22 protein-coding genes are annotated in these 25,578 nt (G+C 62.8%); 7 read left to right on the top strand and 15 right to left on the bottom strand.

Translation table 11 applies throughout. The annotated features are described in order from the left end of the window. Positions 1 to 48: 48 nt before the first annotated feature. The 4 genes from RIN49_RS20045 to RIN49_RS20030 all read right to left on the bottom strand — a co-directional run bounded on the left by RIN49_RS20045 (position 49) and on the right by RIN49_RS20030 (position 3,393). Positions 49 to 2,277: a heavy metal translocating P-type ATPase gene (locus RIN49_RS20045; protein WP_309121926.1), complete on the bottom strand. Its 2,229-nt coding sequence runs from the start codon at positions 2,275 to 2,277 to the stop codon at positions 49 to 51. A 44-nt stretch (positions 2,278 to 2,321) separates the two neighbouring features. Beyond that, on the bottom strand, positions 2,322 to 2,525 hold the full coding sequence (locus tag RIN49_RS20040) for a cation transporter (protein WP_309121925.1): 204 nt from the start codon (positions 2,523 to 2,525) through the stop codon (positions 2,322 to 2,324). A 94-nt stretch (positions 2,526 to 2,619) separates the two neighbouring features. Continuing rightward, on the bottom strand, positions 2,620 to 2,952 hold the full coding sequence (locus RIN49_RS20035; RefSeq protein WP_309121924.1) for a metal-sensitive transcriptional regulator: 333 nt from the start codon (positions 2,950 to 2,952) through the stop codon (positions 2,620 to 2,622). 132 nt (positions 2,953 to 3,084) lie between these two features. Next, positions 3,085 to 3,393 carry a hypothetical protein gene (locus tag RIN49_RS20030; RefSeq protein ID WP_309121923.1) on the bottom strand — a complete coding sequence of 103 codons (309 nt, stop codon included), beginning with the start codon at positions 3,391 to 3,393 and terminating at the stop codon, positions 3,085 to 3,087. A gap of 201 nt (positions 3,394 to 3,594) precedes the next feature. On the opposite strand from RIN49_RS20030, the gene RIN49_RS20025 reads away from it, so the two are divergent. Then, positions 3,595 to 5,337: a sensor histidine kinase gene (locus tag RIN49_RS20025; protein WP_309121922.1), complete on the top strand. Its 1,743-nt coding sequence runs from the start codon at positions 3,595 to 3,597 to the stop codon at positions 5,335 to 5,337. 17 nt (positions 5,338 to 5,354) lie between these two features. Here the strand turns inward: RIN49_RS20025 and RIN49_RS20020 are convergent, their stop codons facing one another. From RIN49_RS20020 to RIN49_RS20010, 3 genes are read right to left on the bottom strand one after another with little or no spacing between them, the layout of a single operon-like run. Further along, on the bottom strand, positions 5,355 to 6,473 hold the full coding sequence (locus tag RIN49_RS20020) for a GerAB/ArcD/ProY family transporter (protein WP_309121921.1): 1,119 nt from the start codon (positions 6,471 to 6,473) through the stop codon (positions 5,355 to 5,357). Beyond that, complete coding sequence (locus tag RIN49_RS20015) at positions 6,470 to 7,654, bottom strand: Ger(x)C family spore germination protein (RefSeq protein ID WP_309121920.1); 1,185 nt, start codon at positions 7,652 to 7,654, stop codon at positions 6,470 to 6,472. Before RIN49_RS20015 ends, RIN49_RS20020 begins: the two co-directional genes overlap by 4 nt. A gap of 46 nt (positions 7,655 to 7,700) precedes the next feature. Next, the gene (locus tag RIN49_RS20010) at positions 7,701 to 9,221 is read right to left on the bottom strand and encodes a spore germination protein (RefSeq protein ID WP_309121919.1); all 1,521 of its coding nucleotides are present in this window, start codon (positions 9,219 to 9,221) and stop codon (positions 7,701 to 7,703) included. A gap of 148 nt (positions 9,222 to 9,369) precedes the next feature. Here RIN49_RS20010 and RIN49_RS20005 point away from each other — a divergent pair, with 148 nt between their 5' ends. Then, on the top strand, positions 9,370 to 9,564 hold the full coding sequence (locus tag RIN49_RS20005) for a hypothetical protein (protein WP_309121918.1): 195 nt from the start codon (positions 9,370 to 9,372) through the stop codon (positions 9,562 to 9,564). A gap of 94 nt (positions 9,565 to 9,658) precedes the next feature. Here RIN49_RS20005 and RIN49_RS20000 read toward each other — a convergent pair whose 3' ends face one another. Further along, positions 9,659 to 10,144: a GNAT family N-acetyltransferase gene (locus tag RIN49_RS20000; protein ID WP_309121917.1), complete on the bottom strand. Its 486-nt coding sequence runs from the start codon at positions 10,142 to 10,144 to the stop codon at positions 9,659 to 9,661. Positions 10,145 to 10,264: 120 nt separating this feature from the next. Between RIN49_RS20000 and RIN49_RS19995 the strand changes: the two genes are divergently transcribed. Then, positions 10,265 to 11,494: a hypothetical protein gene (locus RIN49_RS19995; RefSeq protein ID WP_309121916.1), complete on the top strand. Its 1,230-nt coding sequence runs from the start codon at positions 10,265 to 10,267 to the stop codon at positions 11,492 to 11,494. A gap of 88 nt (positions 11,495 to 11,582) precedes the next feature. On the opposite strand, the gene RIN49_RS19990 is transcribed toward RIN49_RS19995, so the two are convergent. From RIN49_RS19990 to RIN49_RS19980, 3 genes are all read right to left on the bottom strand, one after another. Further along, positions 11,583 to 13,244, bottom strand: a complete 1,662-nt coding sequence (locus RIN49_RS19990) for a glycerol-3-phosphate dehydrogenase/oxidase (RefSeq protein ID WP_309121915.1) — start codon at positions 13,242 to 13,244, stop codon at positions 11,583 to 11,585. 157 nt (positions 13,245 to 13,401) lie between these two features. After that, positions 13,402 to 14,892, bottom strand: coding sequence for a glycerol kinase GlpK (glpK, locus tag RIN49_RS19985; protein ID WP_309121914.1), 1,491 nt, complete (start codon positions 14,890 to 14,892; stop codon positions 13,402 to 13,404). 21 nt (positions 14,893 to 14,913) lie between these two features. Next, positions 14,914 to 15,477: a glycerol-3-phosphate responsive antiterminator gene (locus tag RIN49_RS19980; protein ID WP_309121913.1), complete on the bottom strand. Its 564-nt coding sequence runs from the start codon at positions 15,475 to 15,477 to the stop codon at positions 14,914 to 14,916. A gap of 236 nt (positions 15,478 to 15,713) precedes the next feature. On the opposite strand from RIN49_RS19980, the gene RIN49_RS19975 reads away from it, so the two are divergent. Next, positions 15,714 to 16,055 (top strand): hypothetical protein, encoded by a 342-nt coding sequence (locus RIN49_RS19975; protein ID WP_309121912.1) that lies wholly within the window; start codon positions 15,714 to 15,716, stop codon positions 16,053 to 16,055. 135 nt (positions 16,056 to 16,190) lie between these two features. After that, positions 16,191 to 17,069: an alpha/beta hydrolase family protein gene (locus tag RIN49_RS19970; RefSeq protein ID WP_309121911.1), complete on the top strand. Its 879-nt coding sequence runs from the start codon at positions 16,191 to 16,193 to the stop codon at positions 17,067 to 17,069. A gap of 71 nt (positions 17,070 to 17,140) precedes the next feature. Here the strand turns inward: RIN49_RS19970 and RIN49_RS19965 are convergent, their stop codons facing one another. After that, the gene (locus tag RIN49_RS19965) at positions 17,141 to 18,853 is read right to left on the bottom strand and encodes an ABC transporter ATP-binding protein (RefSeq protein WP_309121999.1); all 1,713 of its coding nucleotides are present in this window, start codon (positions 18,851 to 18,853) and stop codon (positions 17,141 to 17,143) included. Positions 18,854 to 18,956: 103 nt separating this feature from the next. Here RIN49_RS19965 and RIN49_RS19960 point away from each other — a divergent pair, with 103 nt between their 5' ends. Continuing rightward, positions 18,957 to 19,922, top strand: coding sequence for an alpha/beta hydrolase (locus RIN49_RS19960; protein ID WP_309121910.1), 966 nt, complete (start codon positions 18,957 to 18,959; stop codon positions 19,920 to 19,922). 24 nt (positions 19,923 to 19,946) lie between these two features. On the opposite strand, the gene RIN49_RS19955 is transcribed toward RIN49_RS19960, so the two are convergent. After that, a complete protein-coding gene (locus RIN49_RS19955) occupies positions 19,947 to 20,474 on the bottom strand; it encodes a helix-turn-helix domain-containing protein (RefSeq protein ID WP_309121909.1) in 528 nt (175 codons plus the stop codon). 141 nt (positions 20,475 to 20,615) lie between these two features. Further along, positions 20,616 to 22,379 carry a ribonuclease J gene (locus tag RIN49_RS19950; protein ID WP_309121908.1) on the bottom strand — a complete coding sequence of 588 codons (1,764 nt, stop codon included), beginning with the start codon at positions 22,377 to 22,379 and terminating at the stop codon, positions 20,616 to 20,618. 245 nt (positions 22,380 to 22,624) lie between these two features. Here RIN49_RS19950 and RIN49_RS19945 point away from each other — a divergent pair, with 245 nt between their 5' ends. After that, on the top strand, positions 22,625 to 24,082 hold the full coding sequence (locus tag RIN49_RS19945; RefSeq protein ID WP_309121907.1) for a SulP family inorganic anion transporter: 1,458 nt from the start codon (positions 22,625 to 22,627) through the stop codon (positions 24,080 to 24,082). Between the two features lie 56 nt (positions 24,083 to 24,138). Here the strand turns inward: RIN49_RS19945 and RIN49_RS19940 are convergent, their stop codons facing one another. Then, complete coding sequence (locus RIN49_RS19940) at positions 24,139 to 24,567, bottom strand: gamma-glutamylcyclotransferase family protein (protein ID WP_309121906.1); 429 nt, start codon at positions 24,565 to 24,567, stop codon at positions 24,139 to 24,141. Positions 24,568 to 25,578: the final 1,011 nt, after the last annotated feature.

The raw sequence follows: 25,578 nt of genomic DNA, 5'->3' as shown, positions 1-25,578 counted from the left end.
ATGGCTCCATTTCCCAAAAATTGAGTGGCGCTTCTTCCGAGGGAAGTCCTACAGCTTTACCTTCTGCAAGCGAAGGGCGTTCAGCACGACCGAGACCGAGCTGAGCGCCATCGCCGCGCCGGCTACCCACGGCGCGAGCAGCCCGATCGCGGCGATCGGAATGCCGAGCGTATTGTAGGCGAGCGCCCAGAACAAGTTCTGGCGGATGTTGCCCATCGTGCGGCGGCTCATGCGAATCGCGTCGGCGATACTCGAGAGGTCGCCCCGCATGAGCGTGACGTCCGCCGCTTCGATGGCGACGTCGGCGCCGGTGCCGACGGCCATGCCGATGTCGGCGACCGCCAGCGCGGGGGCGTCGTTGATGCCGTCGCCGACCATGCCGACCTTGCGGCCCTGCGCCTGCAGCTTCTTGACCTCCGCGGCTTTCCCCTCCGGGAGTACCTCGGCCAGGACGTCGTCGACGCCGACCTGCGCCGCGATCGCCCGGGCCGTGCGCTCGTTGTCGCCGGTCATCATGACGACGCGAAGCCCCATAGCGCGCAGGCGGGCGACGGCCTCCTTCGAGGTCGGCTTCACCGTGTCGGCCACGGCGACGACGCCCGCGTAGCGGCCGTCCACGGCGACGAGCATCGCCGTCTTCCCCGCCTCTTCGTAGCGGCGCATCGCGTCGTAGGCCCCGCGGGCGTCGATGCCCCTCTCCTCGAGCAGCCGCCGGGTGCCGACGAGCACGGCGCGCCCTTCGACGACGGCCGATACGCCCTTGCCCGGGATCGCCTCGAACGACGTCGCCTTCGGGAGCGCGAGGCCCGCGGCCTTCGCCCCGGCGACGATCGCTTCCGCGAGCGGATGCTCGGAGCGGCTCTCCGCCGCGCCGACGAGCTTCAGGAACACGCTGCGATCCAGCTCGCTGCGCACGTCGGTCAGCTCCGGCTTGCCCTTCGTGACGGTGCCCGTCTTGTCGAGCACGATCGTGTCGAGCTTATGCGCCGCTTCCAGGTGCTCGCCGCCCTTGAACAGGATGCCGAGCTCGGCCGCCCGGCCGGAGCCGGCCATAATCGACGTCGGCGTCGCGAGGCCGAGGGCGCACGGGCAGGCGATGACGAGAACGGCTATAGTCTTCTCGAGCGCGGCCGGCACGTCGCCCGGCGCGAGCACGAAATACCAGGCGGCGAACGCGATCGCCGCCAGGACGACGACGATCGGCACGAACACGCCGGAGATGCGGTCGGCCACCCGCTGGATCGGCGCCTTGGAGCCTTGGGCCTCCTCGACGATCTTGACGATTCTGGCGAGCGCCGTCTCCTTGCCGACCTTCGACGCCCGGATCCGAAGCGCGCCGTTCTTGTTCATCGTCGCGCCGATGACGTCGTCGCCGGGACGCTTCTCGACCGGGATGCTCTCCCCGGTCAGCATCGATTCGTCGACGGCGGATTCGCCTTCGACGACGACGCCGTCGACCGGCACCTTCTCGCCGGGACGCACGAGGACGAGATCGCCCGGGACGACGTCTTCGATCGTTACGACCGTCTCCCGTCCGTCGCGGACGACGAGCGCCGTCTTCGCTTGCAAGCTCATAAGCGACTTGATCGCGGCGGACGTGCGTCCCTTGGCCTGCGCTTCGAACAGCTTGCCGAGCACGACAAGCGTGATGAGCACGGCGCTGGTTTCGTAGTAGAGCGCCGGACCGTGATGGGCGGACGCTCCCGCGGCGTACCACTCTATCGTTAAGTATAGACTATAGAAAAAGGCGGCAGACGTACCGAGCGCCACAAGCACGTCCATGTTGGCCGATCCGTTGCGCAGCGCCTTGTACGCGCCTTCGTAGAACGATTTCCCGACGATGAATTGGACCGGGGCCGAGAGAACGAGCTGGAACCACGGATTCATGAACGGCGACGGCACCCAAATCCAGGACGCGAACGAGAAGTGCCCGGCCATCGCCCAGAGCAGCGGCAGCGAGAGCGCCGCCGAGACGGCGAGCTTCGCGCGCTGCCGCCGCAGCTCGTCCGCCCGTCGTTCCTCGGCGCCGGCCGCATCGATTACGGGAGTCGCCTCGTATCCGAGCTTCTCCACCTTCTGCCGCATGTCCTGCACCGACACCGCGTCCGGCGCGTACGACACGCGCGCCGTCTCCATGGCGAAGTTGACGGCGGCCGATTCCACGCCGGGCAGCTTGCCGAGTCCCTTCTCGATACGGGTCGCGCAAGCCGCGCACGTCATCCCCGTAATTTGAAGCGTCGTTTGTTTCAACCGTCGATCGTCCGTCGCAGCCTGCATAGCTCTCTCTCCCCGATTCCGTCGATGACCTGCCGGCGTCCCGATTACCCGACGACGTCGTATCCTTGCTCTTCGATCGTCTCTTTCAGCGACGCCGCGGACAGCTTGCCTTCTTCGTATTGCACCGTCACCGTGCCTTGAGCCAAGTCGACCTTCCCGGCGGCGCCGACTTCCTGGAGCGCGCCCTCGATCGATTTCACGCAATGGTTGCAGCTCATGCCTTTCACTTGGAACGTAATGCTCGTCATTTCGAATCCAGCTCCTTTTTGTTTTGTCGATTATAACATACCCCCGTACCCTATCTAGAGTCAAGGGGGGCTTCGCATATTTTATCGAATCCCGTTATTTCATCAGCTTGTTGACCGTAACCAGCAGCTCGTCGATCGCGTCCGTATCCCCTTCTTGGATCCGTTCGAGGACGCAGCTCTTCATATGGTGCTCCAGCAGCAGCTTCCCTACCCCGTTGAGCGCCGACTGAATCGACGCGATCTGGTTCAACACGTCGTCGCAGTACGTATCTTTCTCGATCAAGCCCCTTACGCCGCGGACTTGTCCTTCGATCCGATTCAACCGGCTGATCAGATTCGACTTCACCTTATCGGAGTGATGACTTTTCCTCTCGTGTTCATGTTCGCGATGATGATGCTGGCGTCCTTCCGTCGGCTTCGTCTCCATGGACATCCTCCTTGTTTTCTATAGTATACAATAGGGTTATACCCTATATTCAAGTTTTTTCGACCCGGACGAAAAAGACCGATATCCGCCAAGAAGGCGGCTACCGGTCTGGGAACCTTTTTCCCCGAAAATTTAGTAAAATAAAAACGGCAGCGTAAACAGCAGCGCGACCAAAGCGGCGTCGACGGCATACGCCCCCGGATAGTAAGGACCGTACCCGAACGCCTTCGTCTTCGCGCGGAGCGCCCGCTTCGCCTTGGCCGAGCTGACCGCGAGTTTGCCCGGGCCTTGCGCGGCGCGGTGCAAGATCAGCTTTCCGTCATGCAGGCCGCCGAGCACGCCGTATACGTGCGTACCGTCACGCAGAACGGCGCAAACCGGCATCCCCGCGTATCGATGGCAAGACTCGAGTTGAATCTCCTGAATTTCCTGCAGCGTCATCTGCGATTTCCTCCCTTCGTCCGCTTATGACCTCAACGTATGCAAGGGCGGTCCTCTCGGTATGTACGTACGCACATGCGAAGCAGGTTGGGCGAAGGCAACGTTTTGTCGAGCGTTCGCGGATCGTGTCGAACACTGCTGTAAAATACTACTAAAATCGTGTAAGATGTTGCATATCGCGGGAGTTCAGGAGGATGTTCAATGGCCGGCCGTAAAATTATGCTGTACGCTCTTCTTTTCGTGATCGGATTGCTGCTCGCGAACGATATCGCGAATTATTGGACCACGAAACGGGAACTTCACCGAACGCTCGAAACGCAAATGCGGGAGATGTCCGCGCAAATCAAAATCAGCGTCGACCGTTCGCAGCAAGCTTATCGATACGTCGATACGTTAATGGCCTCCAACCTGCGCTCCGCGGCCATCGCCGCCAAATACGCCCTGCCCGCCTCCTATCGGCAGGTCGATAACGAGCGGCTGAAGCGATTGGCGGAAGAACTGAACATCGGCTACGTTACGTTGTTCGCCCGCACGCCGGACGACGTAGTTACCGTTCGGTCCTCGGATCCGCGGGAGATCGGGCTCAGCACCAAGACGTGGGACAACTATCACGACGCGTTCCTGCAGCTGTTCGACCATCGCAACGTCGAGGGGCTCGATTACGGACAAAGCATGACGAATTATTGGGCCGGCGAAATCGCCCCGTCCTCCTCGATCTTGTCCGACAAGAAAAACAAATTCGGATACTTCTACGACGGAACGACCGATTACTTGATCAATCCGATCATGAACACCAAATATATCGAAGAGTTAGAGCGGTACGCGGGCGTGGAGACGATCTTGAAGGATACGATGGAGCAGCACGAACAGGTGCTGGAGATCACGCTGTTTAACCCGCTGACGTTCTCCGTGCCCGACGAAGAGCTCGTCAACGTTCGGCACGGCATCGAGATGGCGATGTACGATCATCGGAAGGTGTTGTTCGGCGCTTACGAGCTTCGCTCCCCGAACGATGCCGCTCACATCGATGCCGCTTACCGGCAATCGCAAGTGCTGCACCGCTTCGAACGCATCGACGGTCGGAGCGTGTACCGAACGTATTATCCCGTGGCCGCTCCGTTGGACGGACAGCCGTACGTCATCGGCATTACGACCGATTACGCCTTCGTCCAGTCGAAGCTGAACGAGCAGCTGAAAAACTTAGGGTTGGTCACGTTCCTCGCGTTCGCCGCGAGCCTTGCGATGATCGGCCTGCTGTACCGGTACGTCAAGCGAACGCGGGACGAAGTGGCGCAGACGGTGCAGGACAATTACAACGAAGAGGTGGAGTCGCTGTTCGTCGCCGTTCGCGGGGAACGCCACGACTTCGTGAACCACCTCAACACGCTCAAGGCGATGGCCGACACGAAGCGGTTCGACCAGCTGCATCGGTACATTAAAGAGCTCGTCGACGAGACGATCGCCATGAACGATATCGTCAGCATCGGCCACCCGGCCGTCGCCGCGATCATTCAATCGAAATCCGCCGTGGCGCTGCGTCAGCGCATCGACTTCGCTTATCGGTTCGAGGGGATGAAAGGCATCGAAAGCATCCAAGGCGTGAAGTCGGTCGATCTCGTCAAAATCTTGGCGAACCTGATCGACAACGCGTTCGAGGAGGTCATGGAATTGTCGCCGGAGGATCGCCGCGTCTCCGTCAACGGGTGGATGGAGCGCGAGGAAATCGTCTTTTCCGTATCGAACACGCTGCGGGACGAGCTTTCGAACGAGGAGCTGCTGCGGATGTTCCAGCCGACCTACACGACGAAGAAGCGAGACGGCCACTCCGGCCTCGGCCTCTCGATCGTGCGGGAGAAGGCGCGCCAATACCGAGGCAAGGTGACGGTCAGCACGCCTGCGCCGCGCACGATCGAGTTCGTCGTTTCCGTGCCGATCGGCGGGTAAAGCGCGCGCGGCGCGAGTCAAGACGAAGACGGCGGCGCCGCCTCGGCCGCCTTCCGGACTCGCTTCTTCGCGAGCAGGCGGGCGACGAGCAGCAGCGCCGGAAGACCGATGGCGATCGGCAGGGCGAGGTACGGCCACATCTCCATGAGCTCCAACGCTCGCATATGGTCGCGCAACGCCCAATAGGCGAATGCGCCGAGCGCGAGCCCGATCGGGATCAGCATCGGCCGATAATCCTTCAGGCCGACCGCCTTGGACGCCGCGATCGAAGCGGTGAAGAGGCACATGGTGATCTGCAGGATGCTGGAGACGGAAAAGCAGGCGACCATAATCATCTCGTACCGTTGGATGAAGTGGCCGATGTGCGCGTTCCTCGCCAGCTTCATGCAGGAGACGAAGTACTCCTGGGTCACCTCGGCGGACAGTACCCCCGCCTCCAAGAGCGGCCACATGGCGACCATAACGCCCCCGAGCGCGATCCCCGCCATACCGGAGCGTCCCCGCACCTCCGGGTTCTTCACCATCGGCTGAATCATGCCGGCGACCATCGTCGCCATCGCCCAATCGGTATCGCTGTGGCGACTGGCCCATAGAATCTTCGGCAGACCGGACTCCATGACGGGGCGAAGATTGTCCAGATCGATCTCCATGTACGACCCGATCAAGATGAGCGCGTTCAACAGCAGGATGAAGAAGACGCCGCCGAACGCCATCCGCCCCATGACTTCGAGTCCGTGGTATGCGGCGAACCAGCCGATGCCGAGCGCGGCGAGGACGAACGCGAAGAGCGGCATCTCGGGCAAGAAATAATCGCGAAGATGATACACGAACGTCAACATGACGGTGCCGAAGGCGCCGAAGAAGAAGACGATCAACGCCAAGGTGACGAACATGCCGAACCAGCGGCCGAACGCCGCGTTCGCCAGCTCCACGAAATCCATCTGCGGCGTCTTCTTGAGCACGACGTAACTGAGATAGATCATCCCGACGCCCTGCAGCGTCGCGAGCGTCGTGGCGAGCCACATGTCTTGCCCGATCTCCCGCGCCACCATCCCTTGCGTGACCCCGATCGCTTTCGCGTACACCATATTCACGAGGATCGCCACGAACATCCCGTTCGTGATTCGGATTTTCATTTTCGACCGCCCCTAACCTTCAGCACAGGACTTGTAATCTCCGCATGTACGTCGACTTCGATCTCGACGCCGGGGAAGATGCCGTCCCACCGTCGTTCGACGCGATGCCAATAGACGGGGTATTCGTTGCGCACCCGGTCCCCGAGCTTCAGGAAATCGACCTGATAGTCGTTCTGCGCAACCTCGAGCATCGATTCGATCCCCCCGCGCAAGTCCTCCTCCAGCAACTTCTCCAAATCGGGCAGCGCGCTCTCGAGCGGCTCGTTGCAGCCGTATTCTACCAAGTCCGCGGCGACGTCCATCGTCACGCGGAAGGAGATCTCGCCGTCCTTCAGCGAAGGCGTCGCATGAAAGCGATGTCCCTGCAGCTCCGCGGTCGCCTTGCGCTTCTCCTCTTTCGGACAGGCTAGCGGGATAGTCAACGATTCCACCTTCTGGATAAAAAACACGGCCGCCTTCGTCTGATCGGGCGTCAACCAGCCGACCATCCGATCTAACTTAAAGACAGCCGCGCCGGCCAGCTCCACTTGGTTCACCGAAGCGCCTTTCTCCGGTTTCTTGTTCGATATGCCGGCCTTGCGGAGCTTCGCCCTTGCGATCATCGGATGCGTCGTCTTGCTCAGCAGCATCTCCTCTATGTGCATCATGTTCGTCTGAGGCGCTTCGCCGACGATGTCGCTGTACCAGAACAGCTTCTCGATCGACTCCCCGGGCAAAATCTCGATGCCGGTGCGCGTCGAGACGAGCTCCTCCGCGCGATCGGGGGTCACGACGACCTTCGTCTCCATCCGGAGCTCGTGATTCCGGGTGAAAAAGTCCACCATGTCGCTAATCCCTTCCCTCGCATACTCCTCGCTCATGGCGATGACGAAGTTGTGCGCCCAATAGACGCGCCTCGAGGAGACGCGCGCGAGATTGCGGATCGCCTCGAAGATCGTCTCGCCTTCGGCGGAGACGGAGTAGATCGGCTCTCCGGTTCCCCCGGCCGGCGCTCCGGTCTGCCCCCGCGCGTCGGCCGCCCGCACGATCTGCGCCGTCACGCGGACGCCCTCTCCGTCATCCGACAGATCGAGCCCCACCCCCGTGACGATCGCCAGTTCGCTGATTTCTTGTTTCCCTCCGCAGCCGGCAAGGAGCGCGAGCGCCAACAGGGCGGAACATATGCGGCGCAACCCGTTCATGCTGCAGTCACCTCGACATTCGGAAGGATAGGGCGCAAGTTCGCCCTTAGGACGGCCGCGGCGGCCGCGGCTTCGTTCCGGACGGCTGCCGGCGGCGATCCTTCGCTATCGACGGCCGCTTCTCATAGCTCCACCACGGCATGCGCGCGAGCAAGTCCTTCTGGTCCTGCGGGCGGAACGGGGCCGCCGGCGCCAAATACGGCTCGCCGAACGAGCGGAGCGACAGCGCGTGGATCATGAACGCGAACAGAAACACCGCGAAGCCGAGCAGGCCGAAGAAGCCTGCGGCAACAATGAGCGGGAAGCGGACGAGCCGAATCGAAAACGAGGCCGGATAGTTCGGGATCGCGAACGACGCGATGCCGGTCACCGCGACGACGATGACCATGAACGGCGAGACGAGGCCGGCTTGCACCGCCGCTTGCCCGATAATAAGCGAGCCGACGATGCTCACCGCCTGCCCGATCGGCTTGGGCATGCGAAGCCCCGCTTCGCGCATCAGCTCGAAGGCGATCTCCATCAGCAGCGCCTCGAGCAGTACCGGGAACGGCACGACCGCCCGTCCCGAAGCGATCGTGAGCGCCAGCTCCGTCGGAATCATCTCATGGTGGAAGGAGACGAGCATGACGTAAATCGGCGACAGCGTCAGACTTAGGATGAAGCAAATGTACCGGATTTGCCGAAAGAACGAGCCCACCCAGTACCGCGAATAGTAATCGTCCGCCGCTTGCACGTATTCCCAGAAGAACGTCGGCATGACGAGCACGAACGGCGTATTGTCCACGAACACGGCGACGCGGCCTTCGAGAATGGCGGCGGCGACCTTGTCCGGCCGTTCCGTACTTTGGATCGTAACGAAGATCGAACGCGGCGCGTCTTCGATCAGCTCCTCGATATAGCCGCTCTCCAGCACCGCATCGATCCGGATACGGCTGAGGCGGAGCTTCACCTCTTCGACGAGCCCCTCCTTAGCGACATCCTTGATATAGGCGATGTTGACGTCGGTCTTCGACCTCGTGCCGATCTGCATCCCCTCGATGCGCAAGTTCGGGTCGCGAATGCGCCTGCGCATGATGGCCGTGTTCGTTCGAATGTTCTCGGTGAAGCCGTCCCTCGGACCGCGTACGACCGTCTCCGTCGCCGGCTCGGCGACGCTGCGCATGTCCCACCCTCGCGAGCCGACGATGAGCCCGGCGCCGACGCCTTCGACGAGAAGCAGCGTGTCTCCCGAGAGAACGGCCGTAATTCCTTCCCCGATTTCGTGCGTCATGCGCACCGAAAAGTTCAGCAGCAGCCGCTCCGTCAGTTCCTTGCCCGTCAGCTCTTCCCGATCCCCGAAGACGTCTTCCGTGAATGCCATCAATCCGGTCAGCAGCGTATCGATCTCCGCCGCCTTCGTCAGACCGTCCGTAAAATAGCAACGAGCCCGGAGGTCCTTCCCCTTATGCAAGACGAACGGCCGGATGATCAGATCGATGCTCTTCCCCAGCAAGGCGTCGAGCTTCTCGACGTTATCGTCCAACGATTCGGAATAAGCGCTCTTCAGCAGTTCGTCTTGTTGCGTCATCGGCCGCTTTTCCCCTTCTTGCCATTTTCCGTTAGTATGCCTTGCGTTCCCCGAAATCATGTCTTTATTCGCGTCAAGAATGGCCTCGCTCCCCTCGGGACAACCTGTTGGTATAGATGCGTTATGGAAAAGGGGAGGCGTGAACCGCATGGGTTTCTACGATACCTGGTTGTATCGCGAGGTGTTGAATGCGGGGTGGTTCGTGCGAATCTTGGTATGGACCGTACTCGGAACGAATATCCTGATGCCCGCGATCATCTGGTATTTATTCAGCGGGAAGCTGCCGTTCAAGCGGCTGCGAGAGCGTTGGGGCAATAAAGGAGACCGGCGCCAGACCGGGTAGTCCAATTACGTTTACGTATACGTATTTGTGTTTGATCCATATAAAAACCGCGCTCCGGCGGAGGCGGCTCGATCAACTAGTTCTATATTCTCGGCTATATTAGCATCTTGTACATCAGCACGTCGTCCACGTATCGGCCGCCCGCGAAAAACTCCTCCACCAGCCTGCCCTGCTCCTGAAACCCAAGCTTCTTATAGAACGCGATCGCTTTCTCGTTCGTCGACAGCACCCGGAGGCTCAGCTTCCGCTTGCCCTGCGCTTTCGCTTCCGCGCAAGCGGCTTCGACCAGCTTCCGCCCGACGCCCAGCCCTTGAAACTCCGGATTCACCGCGATCGCGAGCTCGGCGACATGCGCGTGGCTCTTCATCGGCGACGCCGACCGGAAGATGATGAACCCCGCCAGCGCTTCCCCGGCGATCGCCACGAACTCCGCCCCCGCCGGATGGCGCTCGGCGTACTCCGCCTCCGTCATCGGCGCGACGTGGGGGGAATTCGTTTCGTCCCAAACTCGATTGTTCAACGCGGTCAGCGCGGGAATGTCCTCCGCTCTGGACCACCGGATTTCCAATGGTTCCGTCATCCTTGGTTCCTGCCTTTCCGAAGGTCGAGTAACCGGAATAATATACCACATTTTCATCGGGGCGGTGTATACTGGAAGGACACAATTTCAACGGTACTACGGTATACGGAGGCGACCCCCATGCGCATCTCATCTCCGATGATCGAGCAATATCGCAACGTAGCCTTCTGGTACGCGAACGGCACCGCACCCGGGAAGGGCGCCGTCACGACGTACCGCCCGCCCGGCGGGCAAGGCGTTCTCGGCTTCGCCGCGGCGGCGGCTTCGCGCCTCGGCGCCGTCGCGACGCGCGCCGAAGCGGCCCGCGGGGACGCGCTGCGGCTCGCGAGCGCCGTCTTCGAGCGGCGGACGGCGTCGGCGCCCGGCGCGCTGACCGCGACGGCGACCGATCGGGCGAAGGCGGCGACGTACGAGATCGACGTCGAGCGGCTTGCGACGGCGCAGATAAACGCCGGCGCGGCGCTCGCCGCGGCGGAGACGGGCGGGATCGCGGCCGGATCGCACCGCATCGCGGTCACGGTCGGCGCGCGGACGACGCAGGCGACCGCCGACATCGCGGCGCACGATACGAACTTATCGGCGTTGATGAAAATTCGCGACGCGATCCGCGCGTCCGGCGCGGGCGTCCACGCCGCCGTCGTGCGCGACGCCGCCGCCGGGACGGCCCGGCTGCGGCTGACCGCGGCCGGCACCGGCTCGGACTTCGCGTTCGAGGTCGCGGACGCGGACGGCGTCGCGGCGGCGGCGAGCGGCATCGGGATCGTAACCGAGACGGGGCTCGACGCGCGGTATCGCGTGAACGGCGGCGACGCGCGCACGTCCTCCTCGAATACGATTCTGCTCGATAACGGCCATGTGCTGGCGACGCTGCGCCAAGCGACCGACGAGCCGGTGCGGCTGACGGTCGGACCGGACGCGGCGGAGATCGCCAAGGGCGTCAAGCGGGTCGTCGCTTCTTACAACGCGCTGCTCGCCGCCGCGAAGGACGCCGACGGCTTCCTGGCGCCGGAGTTGGCGAAGGCCGCCGCCGCCGCCGCGAAGACCGACGGCGGCCTAGCCGATCTCGGCGTGACGCGGCAGCCGGGCGGCGCCCTCGCCGTCGACGAGGCGCGGCTGGCCGAAGCGCTCGCGGCGCGGTTCGACGACGCGAAGCGGCGGCTCGCCGGGCCCGGCGGCCTCGCGGCGTCGGTCGAGCGGGCGGCGTCCGCGGTCGCGAGCGCGCCGACGGCGGCGCTGCTGCACCTGGCCGTCCGCTCCGCGAACGCGGCGTATCCGCTGTACTCGCCACAACGCGGCGTGTATCCGGCTTGGCTCGGCATGAGCGGGTTGCATTTTAATATGACTTTCTAGCGTAAACGCAAAGCCCCCTGCCGATTTTCGTCGGTCAGGGGGCTTGTTTGCGCGCCGCCGAAAGAGGAAGTAGTCGGACTTTCTCCGACTACCGCGCCTCCTCCACCGGCGTCGTCGCCTCGCGCAACAGCCGAGCGAGCTCCTCCCGCGCGCGCTGCTTCTCCTCTGGCGCGTAGTCCAGCCGCCGCGCCATGAACGCCAGCGACGCCTCGCCAAACGCCCGCACCCGGGCGATGTCGAAGAACAGGTCGCCCGTGCGGCGCACCCAATAATCCGCCGGCGTCAGCGCCTGCTCCCGCTCGATCGCGTAGACGAGCGTCGCGTACACGTCGAGCGGCAGCCCCGCGCGCTCGGCGGACGCGCGGGCGGCGGCGCCGGCGGCGCAGCGCAGCACGTCCGGCGCGTTGGAGCCGTACCGCCGGGCGATGCGCGCCGCGGCGTCCGGCGCAAGGCCGAGCGCCTCGCCCTCGGCCGTCCGCGCCGCCGCGTACGCCGGCCAGCCGGCCGAGCCGCCCACGTCGCCGCCCGACAGCGGCAGCGTCCGCGTGACGCACGGCCCGAACGGCTCCGCGCCGGACGCCGACAGCCGGGCGGCGACGCGATCGACGATGCCTTCCGCCATCTTGCGGTAGCCCGTCAGCTTGCCGCCCGCGATCGTCACGAGCCCCGACGGAGACTCGAAAATTTCATCCCGCCGCGACACCTCCGAAGGCGCCTTCCCCTCCTGATACACGAGCGGCCGCAACCCCGCCCAACTCGACTCGATGTCGGCCTCCGTCAGCCCCAGCGTCGGGAACAGGGAATTCGCGACGCCGAGCAAGTACGTCCGGTCGGCCCCGCTCGCCGCCGGATGCGCCGGATCGCCGCGGTAATCCGTGTCCGTCGTGCCGAGATACGTCTTGCCGTCGCGCGGGATCGCGAACGCCATCCGTCCGTCCGGCGTATCGAAATACACCGCCTGCCGCAGCGGGAACCGGCCCCCGTCGAATACGAGATGCACGCCCTTCGTCAGCCGGACCGTCTTGCCCCGCTTCGATCCGTCCATCTCCCGCAGCGCGTCGACCCACGGCCCGGTCGCGTTCACGACGACCCGCGAGGACACCGCGGCGGAAGCGCCGGTCCGAAGGTCGACGACCTGAGCCCCGCACACGTTCCCGTCGGCGCCGTACAGCAGCTTCTCCGCCTTCGCGTAGTTGAGGCATGCCGCGCCCGCGTCGGCCGCCCGCTTCAACGTCTCGATCGTCAGCCGCGCATCGTCCGTGCGATACTCGACGTAGTAGCCGCCGCCGAGCAGCCCGTCACCCTTCAACAGCGGCTCCCGGGCGAGCGCCTCGCTCGCGCTCAGCATCGACCGGCGCTCCGATCGGCGCACGCCCGCGAGCCAATCGTACAGCCGCAGGCCGAACGACGTCGCCAGCGGACCCAGAGACCCGCCGCGGTACATCGGCAGCAGCATCCACTCCGGCGTCGTCACATGCGGCCCGTTCTCGTACACGACCGCGCGCTCCTTGCCGACCTCCGCCACCATGCGCACCTCGAATTGCTTCAGGTACCGGAGCCCGCCGTGCACCAGTTTCGTCGACCGGCTCGACGTGCCGGCCGCGTAATCCTGCATCTCGACGAGCGCGACCTTCATGCCGCGCGTCGCCGCATCGAGCGCGATGCCCGCGCCCGTAATGCCCCCGCCGACCACGAGTACGTCGAATTCGCCTTCGCGCAGCGCCGCCCACACCGCTTCTCTCTTTTCCATCCGAACCCCCTCCTCCGAAGAGAAAACAAAAAGAGACGCCCGCAACCGAACCCGCCGCGCGAATAATGCCGCGCGCCGGTCGATCCAGGCGTCTCCGTGTCTCCCACCGAATATGAACTTGTTAGAAACAAGTGTATCACGAAATCGTGCGGCGCGTCTATTGGAAAGCCATCGCCGCTCGCACCGCCCTGCGCCAGCCCTCGTATAACTCATGCATACGCGCCGGGTCGGCGGAAGGTGCATACTTCGCCCCTAACTTCCACTGCGCCGCGATCTCCTCCCGGCTGCCCCAATAGCCGACCGCGAGTCCCGCCAAATACGCCGCCCCGAGCGCCGTCGTCTCGTTCACGACCGGCCGTTCGACGCAGACGCCGAGCAGATCGCTCTGGAACTGCATAAGCAGCTCGTTGCCCACCGCTCCGCCGTCTACGCGTAAGGAGCGCAGCCGGATGCCCGAATCCCGCTCCATCACGTCGAGCACGTCGCGGGACTGGTAGGCGAGCGATTCGAGCGTCGCGCGGATGAAATGCTCCTTCGTCGTGCCTCTCGTCACGCCGAACACGGCGCCCCGCACGTCGCTGTCCCAATACGGCGTCCCGAGCCCGACGAACGCGGGCACGACGTAGACGCCTTCCGTCGAGTCGACCCGGCGGGCGTACGTCTCGCTGTCCGCGCTGGACTTGATCATGCGCAAGCCGTCGCGCAGCCATTGGATCGCCGAGCCCGCGACGAACACGCTGCCCTCGAGCGCGTATTCGACGCGGCCCCCGACGCCCCAGGCGATCGTCGTCAGCAGCCCGTGCGCCGACGTCACCGCTTCCTCGCCCGTGTTCATCAGCATGAAGCAGCCGGTGCCGTAGGTGTTTTTGGCCATGCCCTTCTCGTAACAGGCTTGCCCGAACAACGCCGCTTGCTGATCGCCCGCCGCGCCGGCGATCGGCACCCGCGCGCCGAACATGTGATGCTCCACCGTATAGCCGTACACCTCGGACGAGCTCCGCACCTCCGGCAGCATCGTCGCGGGGACGTCCAGCAGCCCTAATAACTCCTCGTCCCAGCGCAGCTCTTGGATGTTGTACAGGAGCGTTCGCGACGCGTTCGAATAATCCGTCACATGCGCCGCCCCGCCGGTGAACTTCCAAATCAACCACGTGTCGATCGTGCCGAACAGCAGCTCGCCCCGCGCCGCGCGCTCCCGCGCCCCGTCTACGTGGTCAAGCAGCCAGCGCACCTTCGTGCCCGAGAAATACGGGTCGATCAACAGTCCCGTCCTTGCGCGGATCGCATCCTCATGCCCGTCCCGCTTCAGCGTCTCGCAAAGGTCGGCCGTCTGCCGCGACTGCCAGACGATCGCCCGGTGAATCGGGCGTCCCGTCGCCTTATCCCAGACGACCGTCGTCTCGCGTTGATTCGTGATGCCGATCGCCTCGATTTGCGACGCTTCGAGCCCCGCCTTCGACAACGCCGACGCCGCGACGCCGAGCACCGATACCCAGATTTCCTCCGCGTCGTGCTCGACCCATCCCGGCTGCGGGTAGTATTGCGTAATCTCCTGCTGCGCCGTGACGACGACGTCCCCCGCGCGGTCGAACACGATCGCCCGCGTGCTCGTCGTGCCTTGGTCGATCGACATGATGTACGTTTCCATAGTTCGTCCGTCTCCTCTCGGTTACGCTCTCCCCGCGAAATGCTTCCAAAGCGCCAAATCCGACGTCGTCACCGCTTCCGCTCCGGCTTCGACCGCCTGCTCGACGTCCGCGCTGGAGCGGATGAGCCCGCCCGCGATGATCGGGATGCCCGTACGTTCGCGGACCTCGGCGATCATGAACGGCAGCACGCCGGGCATCACTTCGATATAATCGGGCTTCGAGCGCTCGAGGAGCTTGTAACCCTTCTCCACCGCGCTCGTATCGAGCAAGAACAATCGCTGAATCGCGATCAAGCCGTTCTGCTTCGTCTTCGCCACCACGCTCGCCCGCGTCGAGATCAGCCCCGCCGGCTTGAACGACTGGCACAAAAACTCGGCCGCCGCCTCGTCGTTCTTCAGCCCTTCGATCAGGTCCACGTGCAGCAGCGCCTTCTTCCCTCGCGAGCGCATCAGCTCGACGATCGGCCGCACCTGCCCGATATGCGTGTCTAGCAGCACTAAATATTCATAGGGGAGCTCCAGCAGGCGCTCGAGCTGCTTCATGCCGCGAACGGCCGGTAACACCGTCTGCCCTTGGAACGCCACTCGTCCCGCTCCTCTCATGCAAAAAATCACATCGAATTGCAAGCGAACGCTTGTGCAATGGATGTGATCTCCGGATTCTCCTACAAGGTATGAACTTGGTTTCCATTATATTTCGAAAACGAAAACGCTGTCAACGAAAACCGCCGCGCTTGCGTTCCGCATTGCCTCGCGAGGCGTGGTACAATGCTGTATGAAGCGTTTTTTCCCCGGGCATGGTAAGGCGGGGGGTGTCGACAATGCAGGAGACGGATACGACGAAGCCGGAGCTGGCGCCGGTGCCGATCTGGCGATGCCGCAGCGCCGACTGTAAAGCTTGGGTGCGCGACGAGCTCGTCTCGGAGCCGCCGCCGAAGCGCGGGCGCGGCGCGAAGAAGGGCAAGGGCGCGATGACCGCCGCCGCGGCCGCTTCGAAGGGCGCGAACCGCGCGCCTTCGAGCGAAGCCGCGACCGAGTCCGCCCCGCCGGTCTGCCCGCTCTGCAAAGGGCCTATGCTGCGCGGGATGAAGCATCTGCCGAAGCTCGTCAAGAAGGCCAAGGCGGCCCCGAAGAAGTCGCCGGAGAACGGCTGGCTGCATTGATCGGCTCCGCGGGAGCAGCCTCGCGGCCCGAAGCCATCGAACGAAGCCCTCTGGGAACGGCCGCCGTTCTTTCGGGGGCTTCGCTTCGTCATGACCCCGCCGCGCTTATTTCCCGCCCTAGGAGGCGTTCCGAAAATGCTTGCGCATGTGACGTATTATTCCGACGCGTACAAGGTGAAGGGCTATCTCGGGCTGCCGCCCGGCTGCCCCCCGCTCGACTTGGACGCGCTGCAATCTTACATAGCCGATTATCATAACGTCCCGTTCGAGGCGCTGCCGGTCGAGCTCGTCGCCGCCTCGATCCGCTCCGGTCGGCCGTCGAGCTCGCATCGCCCGGCGGCGTATCCGGCGCTCGTGTATTGCCGCGGCGGCGTCGGCGGCTTCGGGCGCGTGCGCCCGCACTGGGTCGACGCGTTCGCGAGCCGCGGCTTCGTCTGCTTCGCCCCGTGCTACCGGGGCAACGAAGGCGGCGAAGGCCGCGACGAATTCGGCGGCGCCGACCGCGAGGACGTGCACGCCGCGATCCGTCTGCTGCGGACGCTTCCGTTCGTCGACGCGAGCCGCATTACGCTGCTCGGCTTCTCCCGCGGCTCGATCAACGCCGCGCTGACCGCGGCCGCGATGCCGGACGACATCCGCGGCCTCGTTCTGTGGGGCGGCGTCGCCGACCTCGCCCGCACGTACGAGGAGCGCGTCGATCTCCGCCGCACGCTGAAGCGCATCCTTGGCGGCACGCCGACCAAGCGCCCCGAGGCGTTCCGCGAGCGGTCGCCGCTTCATCTCGCCGAGCGGCTGCGCGGTCCGACGCTCGTCGTGCACGGCACGATCGACGTGCAGGTCGACGTCGGCCACGGTCTCTCGATGGTCGAGCGGCTCAAGGCGCTCGACGCGCCGTTCGACCTGCATCTGTACGAGGGGCTCGGCCACATCCTGCCGTATCCCGTCTTCGACGCGGCCGTCGACCGGCTGCTCGCATGGGCCGACCGCCCCTTCGACGGGAAAACCTCCCTCTAATTCCCCGAATTCGACCGAAATCGGCCGGAATCGTTCGATGATGAGGGAGGTTTTCCGTTTCGGCCCGCGCCTTACCCGAACTGCGCCTGGTGCAAGCGGCTGTAGACGCCGCCCGTCGCCAGCAGCTCCTCGTGCCGCCCCTGCTCCGCGATGCCGTCCTCCGTGACGACGACGATCCGGTCCGCGTGCTTGATCGTGGCCAACCGATGCGCGATGACGAGCGTCGTCCGACCCTCGGACAGCTCGGCGAGCGACTGCTGGATCGCCGCTTCCGTCTCCGTGTCGAGCGCGGACGTCGCTTCGTCCAAAATCAGGATCGGCGGATTCTTCAGGAACATCCGCGCGATGGCGAGCCGCTGCTTCTGACCGCCGGACAGCTTCACGCCGCGTTCGCCGACGACCGTGTCGAGCCCGAGCGGCTGCGCTTGAATGAACTGCTCGAGCCGCGCCCGCCGCGCCGCCTCGAGCAGCTCCTCCTCGGAGGCGCCGAGCTTACCGTACGAAATATTTTCCCGAAGCGTCCCCGAGAACAAAAACACGTCCTGCTGCACGACCCCGATATTCCGCCGCAGCGACTCGAGCGTCATGTCCCGAATGTCCATGCCGTCGATCGTAATACGGCCTTCGCTCGCGTCATAGAACCTAGGCAGCAGACTGCACAGCGTCGTCTTGCCGGCGCCCGAAGGGCCGACGAAGGCGATCGTCTCGCCCGCGCGAATCGATAAGTCGATGCCGCTCAGCACGTTCCGCTGCCCCTCGTACCCGAACGACACACCCTCGTACCGAATGTCGCCGCGCAGCTTCCCTACGGCGACCGCGTTCGGCGCGTCCGCCACGTCCGGCGCCGTCTCCATGATTTCCATGAACCGCTTAAACCCGGCGATTCCCTTCGGATAGCTTTCGATGATCGCGTTGATTTTCTCGATCGGCCGGAAGAACACGTTCGTCAACAGGATGAATCCTACGAATTCGCCCGCGCTCAGCTCGCCCTCGATGACGAAGTACGAGCCGCTGACCAGAACGAACACGGACACGAACCGCATCAATAAATAACTGATCGACAGGTTCACGCCCATGATTTTATACTGCAAAATCTTCGCGTCGCGGAAGCGCAAGTTGTTCACGTCGAACAGCTTCTTCTCGTGCCGCTCGTTCGCGAACGCCTGCACGACGCGAATGCCGCCGATGCTGTCCTCGACCCGCGCGTTGAAGTCGGCGATATCCCGGTACATCCGGTCGACCGCCTTCGTCATCCGCTTGTTCGCGACGATGACGAGCCACATAATGATCGGAATGATCGCGAACGTCAGCAGCGCCAGCTTCCAATTCAGAAACAGCATAAGCACGAAAGCGCCCATCAGCGTCATAATCGCGATGAACAAGTCCTCGGGCCCGTGATGCGCCACCTCGCCGATCTCGAACAAGTCCGTCGTCAGCCTGGAAATCATATGCCCGGTCTTGTTGTTGTCGAAAAATCGGAACGACAGCTTCTGCATATGCGCGTACAGCGCCTTGCGCATATCCGTCTCGATGTTGATGCCGAGCTTATGCCCCCAGTAGATCACAATGAAGTTCAGGAACATCGAGATCAAATACAGCGCAAGCAACCCGAGGCACGCCCAGAAGATAACCTGCCAATTCCCGCTGGGAAGCAGCCGGTCGACGACCTGATTGACCGCGAGCGGAAATCCGAGCTCCAGCACCGCCGCGACGACCGCGCAAGAGAAGTCAACGAAGAACAACGTTTTATAAGGCCGATAATACGAAAAAAACCGACGTAACATCCCCATTTCATTCCCTCCGACGCTTGACAATCGTTTGTTTATTATCAATAATGATAATATAATCAATTCCGAACTTATTCCCTATCGAAAAGGATGTCCCGTCATGAACGCTAGCTTCCATGAACAAGAAGTGTCCCTTCCCGCGGCGTTCCCCCTCGCCGCGACGCTCGCGCTCCCGGCCGATGCCTCGAGCGATTCGAAGGTTCCCGTCGTCGTCATGGTGCACGGCAGCGGCGATCTCGATCGCGACGAAAACTCGAAGCGGCTGCGCATCAACGCCTTCAAGGAGCTTAGCGATCCTATCGCCTCCCTCGGCTTCGCGACGCTGCGCTACGACAAGCGAGGCGTCGGCCGAAGCGGCGGCAGCTTCCTCGAAGCGGGCTTCTTCGACCTCGTCGACGACGCGGAAGCCGCGGTGCGGTACGCGAAGTCCCGCGCGGAACTCGATCCTGAGCGCGTCGTGCTGCTCGGCCACAGCGAAGGCAGCATGATCGCCCCGGCGGTCCACGTCCGCGTTCCGGTTCAGGGCATGATCCTGCTCGCGCCGACCGCCGAGCCGCTGCCGGATACGACGGCCTGGCAGCGGGAGCAGATGTACGAGGAGCTGCGCGGGATGAAGGGCTTCTCCGGCTGGCTCGTTCGCTTGCTCAAGGTCGAGAACAAGATCGCGAAGATGAACGACGAGATGATCGCGGCCATCCGCGGCTCCGACGCCCCTGTCGTCAAATACAAAGGCAAGAAGATTAACGCCAAGTGGCAGCGCGACCACGAACGGTACGACGTGCGGGTGCTTCTTCGCGAGATCGCCTGCCCCGTGCTCGCGATCGTCGGCGATAAGGACGTCCAAGTGAAGAAGGACGACGTGTACGGCCTTCGCGATCTGGTCCAAGGGCCGTGCGAGACGCTCGTGATCGAGGATATGACGCACCTGCTCCGAAAGACGGACAAGGACCTGCGATTCAGCGTCATCTTGAAGGACTACAAGAACCAAGTGAAGCGTCCGATCGAACCGGAATTGACAGCGGCCGTCTCCCGATGGCTGAACGCATGGAAGAGCGAGGCGAGGTAATCCCCGCCCCGCTCTTCTTTCGGGTTATTCCGGGAACGCGATGACCGAATACACCCGGTTTCTCCGCTCCGGCGAAGGCTCGTTCCGTGCCGCCTCGGCGAACAGCTCGCGGATCGAAGCGAGCAGCCGCAGATGCTCCTCGTCGCTCAGCTGCAGCGCGATCTGCCGGTACGAGACGCCGTCCGCGAGCAAGTCCAGCCCGGGCTTGCGCACGTATCGGCCGTATTGCCCGATCAAGTGCGACGCGAACTTCATAAAGAAGGCTAGGTGATCCTCCGGGGACGCCGCCCTTAGATCGTCCGCCGTCAGCTCGGCCGCCCGCTCGGGCAGCGTGTACCACCGCTCCACCGTGCCCCGGTTCGGCCGCTCCTCGGCGATCGCGAGCATATTCGCGTCGCTGAGCTTCTTCAGGTGCCGGTACAGCGTCGCCTGCGGCACGTCGGGCAGCAGCTCTTGCAGCTGCTGAGCCGACTTCGGCGCGCCGCCGATCAAGCACTGGATGATGCGCATGCGCACAGGATGAAGAATCAGGTCCGCCTTTTGCTCCGACATGAATGGTCCCCCCTATTCCATCTACCGTTATCATTAATGAGAATATTACACTCATTGTATTGCAACGATGCCCGAGGGTCAACCGTAACGACAATCGCCCGCCGTCGACCGACGGCGAGCGATTGTCCGATGCTATTCGTATTACGCTTCGATGACCGTTTCCGTAGGTTCTTTCGCCGCGGTTTCCCGCTTGCCCTTCACGTCCATCAATACCGGCAGGACGAGCGGAGAACGCCCCATCGTCGTCTCGAAATACGAAGACAACGTCTTGGAGATCGATTCCTCCCAGCCTCTGCGGTGGAACTTCTCTTTCTTCTGCAGCTTCGCCACCGAACGCTTCAGCACGCGAGTCGCCTGCGAGATAATATCGCCCGCCTCGCGCACGTAGATGAACCCTCTCGTGACGAGATCCGGCCCCGCCAGCATCTTGTTCTGCGACGAATCGACGACGACGTTGACGATAATGACGCCGCTGTCCGCCAGTTGGCGGCGTTCCTCCGTCACCGAGCTCTCCCATTCGCTGATCGTGCCGCCTTTGACCAACACGGCGCCCGCGTGGATCGGCTTGCCGAGGCGTGCCATCCGCCGCGAGACGTTGAGCGTCTGCCCGTTGTCCATGACGAAGATGTTCGCGCGGTCCATGCCGATTTCCTCCGCGAGCATGCCGTGCGTAACCAGCATCCGATGCTCGCCGTGAATCGGCATGAAATACGTCGGACGCAGGAACGAATGCATCAGCTTCAAGTCTTCGCGGCAGCCGTGACCCGACGCGTGAATGTCCATGATCGAACCGGAGATGACCTCCGCGCCCGCGCGGAGAAGACGGTCGATGCTGCGATTCACGTTCTGCGTGTTGCCCGGAATCGGGGACGCCGAGAAGATGATCGTGTCGTCCGGATAGATGGCCACCTTCTGATGCGAACCGTTGGCGATGCGCGTCAACGCGGCGTTCGGCTCGCCTTGGCTGCCGGTGCAGATGATACAGATGCTGTGGTCCGGATGACGGTCGATCTGATTGACGTCGATCAGCGTCTCCTTGCCCAGGCGAATGTACCCGAGCTCTTGCCCGATGCGGAACGCGCGCTCCATGCTTCGGCCGATGATCGCGATGCGCCGGCCCGTCGCCTCGGCCGCTTCCACGACCTGCTGCAGACGGTGCACGTTCGAAGCGAACGTCGCGAACAAGATGCGGCCGCGACACCCGATGAACGTCTCCTTAATGGCTTTCCCGACCGTCTTCTCGGACGGCGTATACCCCGGCTTCTCGCTGTTCGTGCTGTCCGCGAGCAGCGCCAGGACGCCCTTGCGGCCGATCTCCGCGAGCCGTCCCCAATCCGTCGGCTTGTCCACCGGCGTCATGTCGAACTTGAAGTCGCCCGTGTGAACGATGTTGCCTTGCGGGGTTTGCACGACGATGCCCAAGGAGTCCGGAATGCTGTGGTGCGTGCGGAAAAACTCGACGTTCATCGAGCCGAACCGGATCGTCGAATTCTCGTCGATGATGTTCAGCTCGGTCTGCTTCGCGAGGTGATGCTCCTCCAGCTTCGCGCGAACGAAGCCGATCGTCAGCGATGCGCCGTAGATCGGCACCTTCAGCTGTTGAAGCACGAAGGGAAGCCCTCCGATGTGGTCTTCGTGACCGTGCGTCAGGATGATCGCTTTGACCATCTCTTTGTTCTCGACCAAATACCGAATGTTCGGAATGATGTAGTCGACGCCGGGCATATCCGGTCCCGGGAACTTCACGCCCGCATCGATGACGAGAATTTCGCGTCCGTATTGGATCGCGTACATGTTCTTCCCGATTTCGTCCAAGCCGCCGAGCGCGAAGATCTGCACGTAAGGCGTGCGCCGCTTCTTCGACGACTTCGTCGATTCCGGTTTGCTTTCTGCGATTAGATTCATGCTTTGCTTCCTTTATAATCATATTTTTAGGGCGGTAAAGCCCGATTGGCGGCGAAATGAAGGATACAAACGTTTCCATTATACTTCTTTCTGACCCGCAGTTGTAGTGCCGGGGCGAAAATAGTTGGAAAAGTCTATTCATCTCATAATTCCATATGTATAATAAACCTTTGTTACTACCGGACCCGGCCGACCTGAGAGTGGGAGGCCATACAACTACCTATGAGAAAGAGAGGACTTCGCTGTTGAATGCATCGCAACTGAAAGAAACCTGGTTTTCGAACGTACGCATGGACGTCCTGTCCGGCATCACCGTCGCGTTGGCGCTTATCCCGGAGGCCATCGCCTTCTCGATCATCGCCGGCGTCGACCCGATGGTCGGCTTGTACGCCTCCTTCGCGATCGCCGTCGTCATCGCCTTCGCCGGCGGACGGCCCGGCATGATTTCCGCGGCGACGGGCGCCATGGCGCTGCTCATGGTCACCCTCGTCAAGGAGCACGGACTCGAATACCTATTGGCCGCCACCGTCGTCACCGGCATCGTTCAGATCGTCCTCGGCCTGCTCAAGATCGGCAGATTTCTGACGTTCATCCCGCATTCGGTCGTCATCGGGTTCGTGAACGCGCTGGCCATCCTGATCTTTATGGCGCAGCTGGTTCATTTCCAGGGACAGTCTTGGATGATGTATGCGCTCGTCGGCGCGACGCTCGCGATTATTTACGGGCTCCCGCGCTTCACGAAAGCCGTTCCATCCGCTCTCGTGGCTATCATCGTGATTACTATTGTAACCATTACGGCCGGTTTCCATGTAAACACCGTTGGCGACATGGGCCAACTGCCGACCGCGTTCCCGCTGTTCCACCTGCCTGCGGTGCCGTTCACGCTCGAGACGTTGTGGATCGTCCTGCCTTACGCGATTCCGCTGGCGTTCGTCGGTATCCTGGAGTCGCTGATGACGGCCACCATCGTGGACGAATTCACGGAAACCAAGAGCGATAAGAACCGCGAAATCTGCGGTCAAGGCATCGCCAATACGATCGCCGGCTTCTTCGGCGGCATGGCGGGCTGCGCCATGATCGGCCAATCCGTCATCAACGTCAAGTCGGGCGGTCGCGGACGGTTGTCCACGCTGGTCGCGGGCATCTTCCTATTGTTCTTGATTCTCGTGCTCGGCGACGTCGTCGCCCGCATCCCGATGGCCGCCCTCGTCGGCGTCATGATCATGGTGTCGATCAGCACCTTCGATTGGAAATCCGTGTTCGGGATGAAGAAGGTTCCCGTTCCGGACACCGTCGTCATGCTATCCACCGTCGCGGTGACCGTCTACACGCATAACCTCGCGCTCGGCGTCGGCGTCGGCGTCGTCCTCAGCGCCTTGATCTTCGGTTGGCGCATCGCCTCGAAGATCGACGTCCGCACCGAGCTCGCGCCGAACGGCGCCAAGCGGTATACGTTGCAAGGCCAACTGTTCTTCGGCACGACGACGGCGTTCGTCGAAGCGTTCGACGCGAAGAACGACCCGGACCGCATCATCGTCGACTTCCGTCATATGCACGTCTGGGATCATTCCGCCGTCACGGCGATCGCGAAAGTCGTTCAGAAATATCGACAGCTCGGTAAAGACGTCCGCATCGAAAGCTTGAACGAAGAAAGCCGCCTGCTCGTCGACAAAGTCGGTCTCGCGTCGCCGTCGGGCCATTAAAGTTTTGGGACAAGGGAAGGGCTGCTCTAGCGATCGCGGAGCGGCCCTTCGCGGTTTTAGGATTCTCGTCGTCGTCGATGGCCCCGCCAATCTCCCGTAACGATGCGATCGCTTTCGGCCGGTTCCTTCGCGTAGACATAGATCCATACCGACACATCGCCTTGGTTCGTCTTCGCGACGACTTTCACCCGTTCGTACTCGTTGCGGGGGTCATTAGGTCCGTAATAATCCTCCAGTTCGTCAAGAGATCGAAGGGTAGCTTCGTCGACTTCGTATATTTCCCCGCAAACCGCACCTCCGTCCGATCGAAGAACCATCGAGGGGTACCCTCGACCGGTGTCGTAGAGCGCGCCCTGCACATGTGCTTGATCCGCCGCTAGACGGGCGTCCTTCAACCTTCGGTGGTTCGCCTCGTTCCGCAGCAATGTACCGTACACGAATACCCGAATTTCGTCTCGGTTGACTCTCGTTCCCCCGTTCATCATGATCCTATCGTATCACGCCGCCGTCCGCGATGCCAATGGACTACCGTTGAATGCTTTACAGGATTTATTATGTAATGGATCGTTTTTTTCTTTGCTCCGCCGTCTTTCCTACCGGACAAATTGACAGAAGTCAATTTGTCCGGTTCGGTAAGGAGAAGGAGGAGAGCGTTAGGCGATTCGAATGATTACAAGGTGCGCCGAAACAGGTCTTGTTCCGCCAGCGAGGGGGGTGATCGTCAATGCGGGAGTGTTGCCCGCAGGATTTCGTACAGTGAGTACGGAATCGCCGACTGTCGTTTGCACAAGAGCCATCCCCACGATTTGTGAAGTACCCGTTGCTCGCCCAACCACCGTATATTCTAAGTCTATGCCATTAAGAGTTAAGATCAGCTGCCCCGGTTCGGTCACGCTCACCTGAAACATCACCTGGTATGTTCCTATTTCCTCCAGGATAAATGAATCCGCACCCGCACGGACAATGCCGCTCCCGCTATTAGGGCCGTCCCTCGGAAAATCTACGTCTCCACCCGCAGGAACGGGCACAGCATTGTCAGGAGGCATCAAAGCATAGAAATCTGCAAAGCTTAATACTCCTCCTGCCGGTCCCGCCGGACCTGTCGGACCTGCTGGACCTGTCGGTCCTGTTGCTCCCGTCGGCCCTGCCGGCCCCGTCGGCCCTGTCGGCCCTGCCGGCCCTGCCGGCCCCGTCGGCCCCGTCGGCCCTGCCGGCCCTGCCGGTCCTGCCGGCCCCGTCGGCCCTGCCGGCCCTGTCGCTCCTACCGGCCCCGCAGGCCCTTCCGGTCCCGCCGGCCCTTCCGGTCCCGTCGGCCCTGCCGGCCCTGCCGGTCCTGCCGGCCCCGTCGGCCCTGCCGGCCCTGTCGGCCCTGTCGCCCCTACCGGCCCCGCAGGCCCTTCCGGTCCCGCCGGTCCTTCCGGTCCCGCCGGTCCTGCCGGCCCTGTCGCTCCTGCCGGCCCCGCAGGCCCTTCCGGTCCCATCGGGCCCGCCGGCCC

This window comes from Paenibacillus sp., assembly GCF_031177825.1.
Classification (GTDB): Bacteria; Bacillota; Bacilli; order Paenibacillales; family YIM-B00363; genus Paenibacillus_AE.
This window is presented reverse-complemented; position numbering and strand designations above follow the sequence as displayed.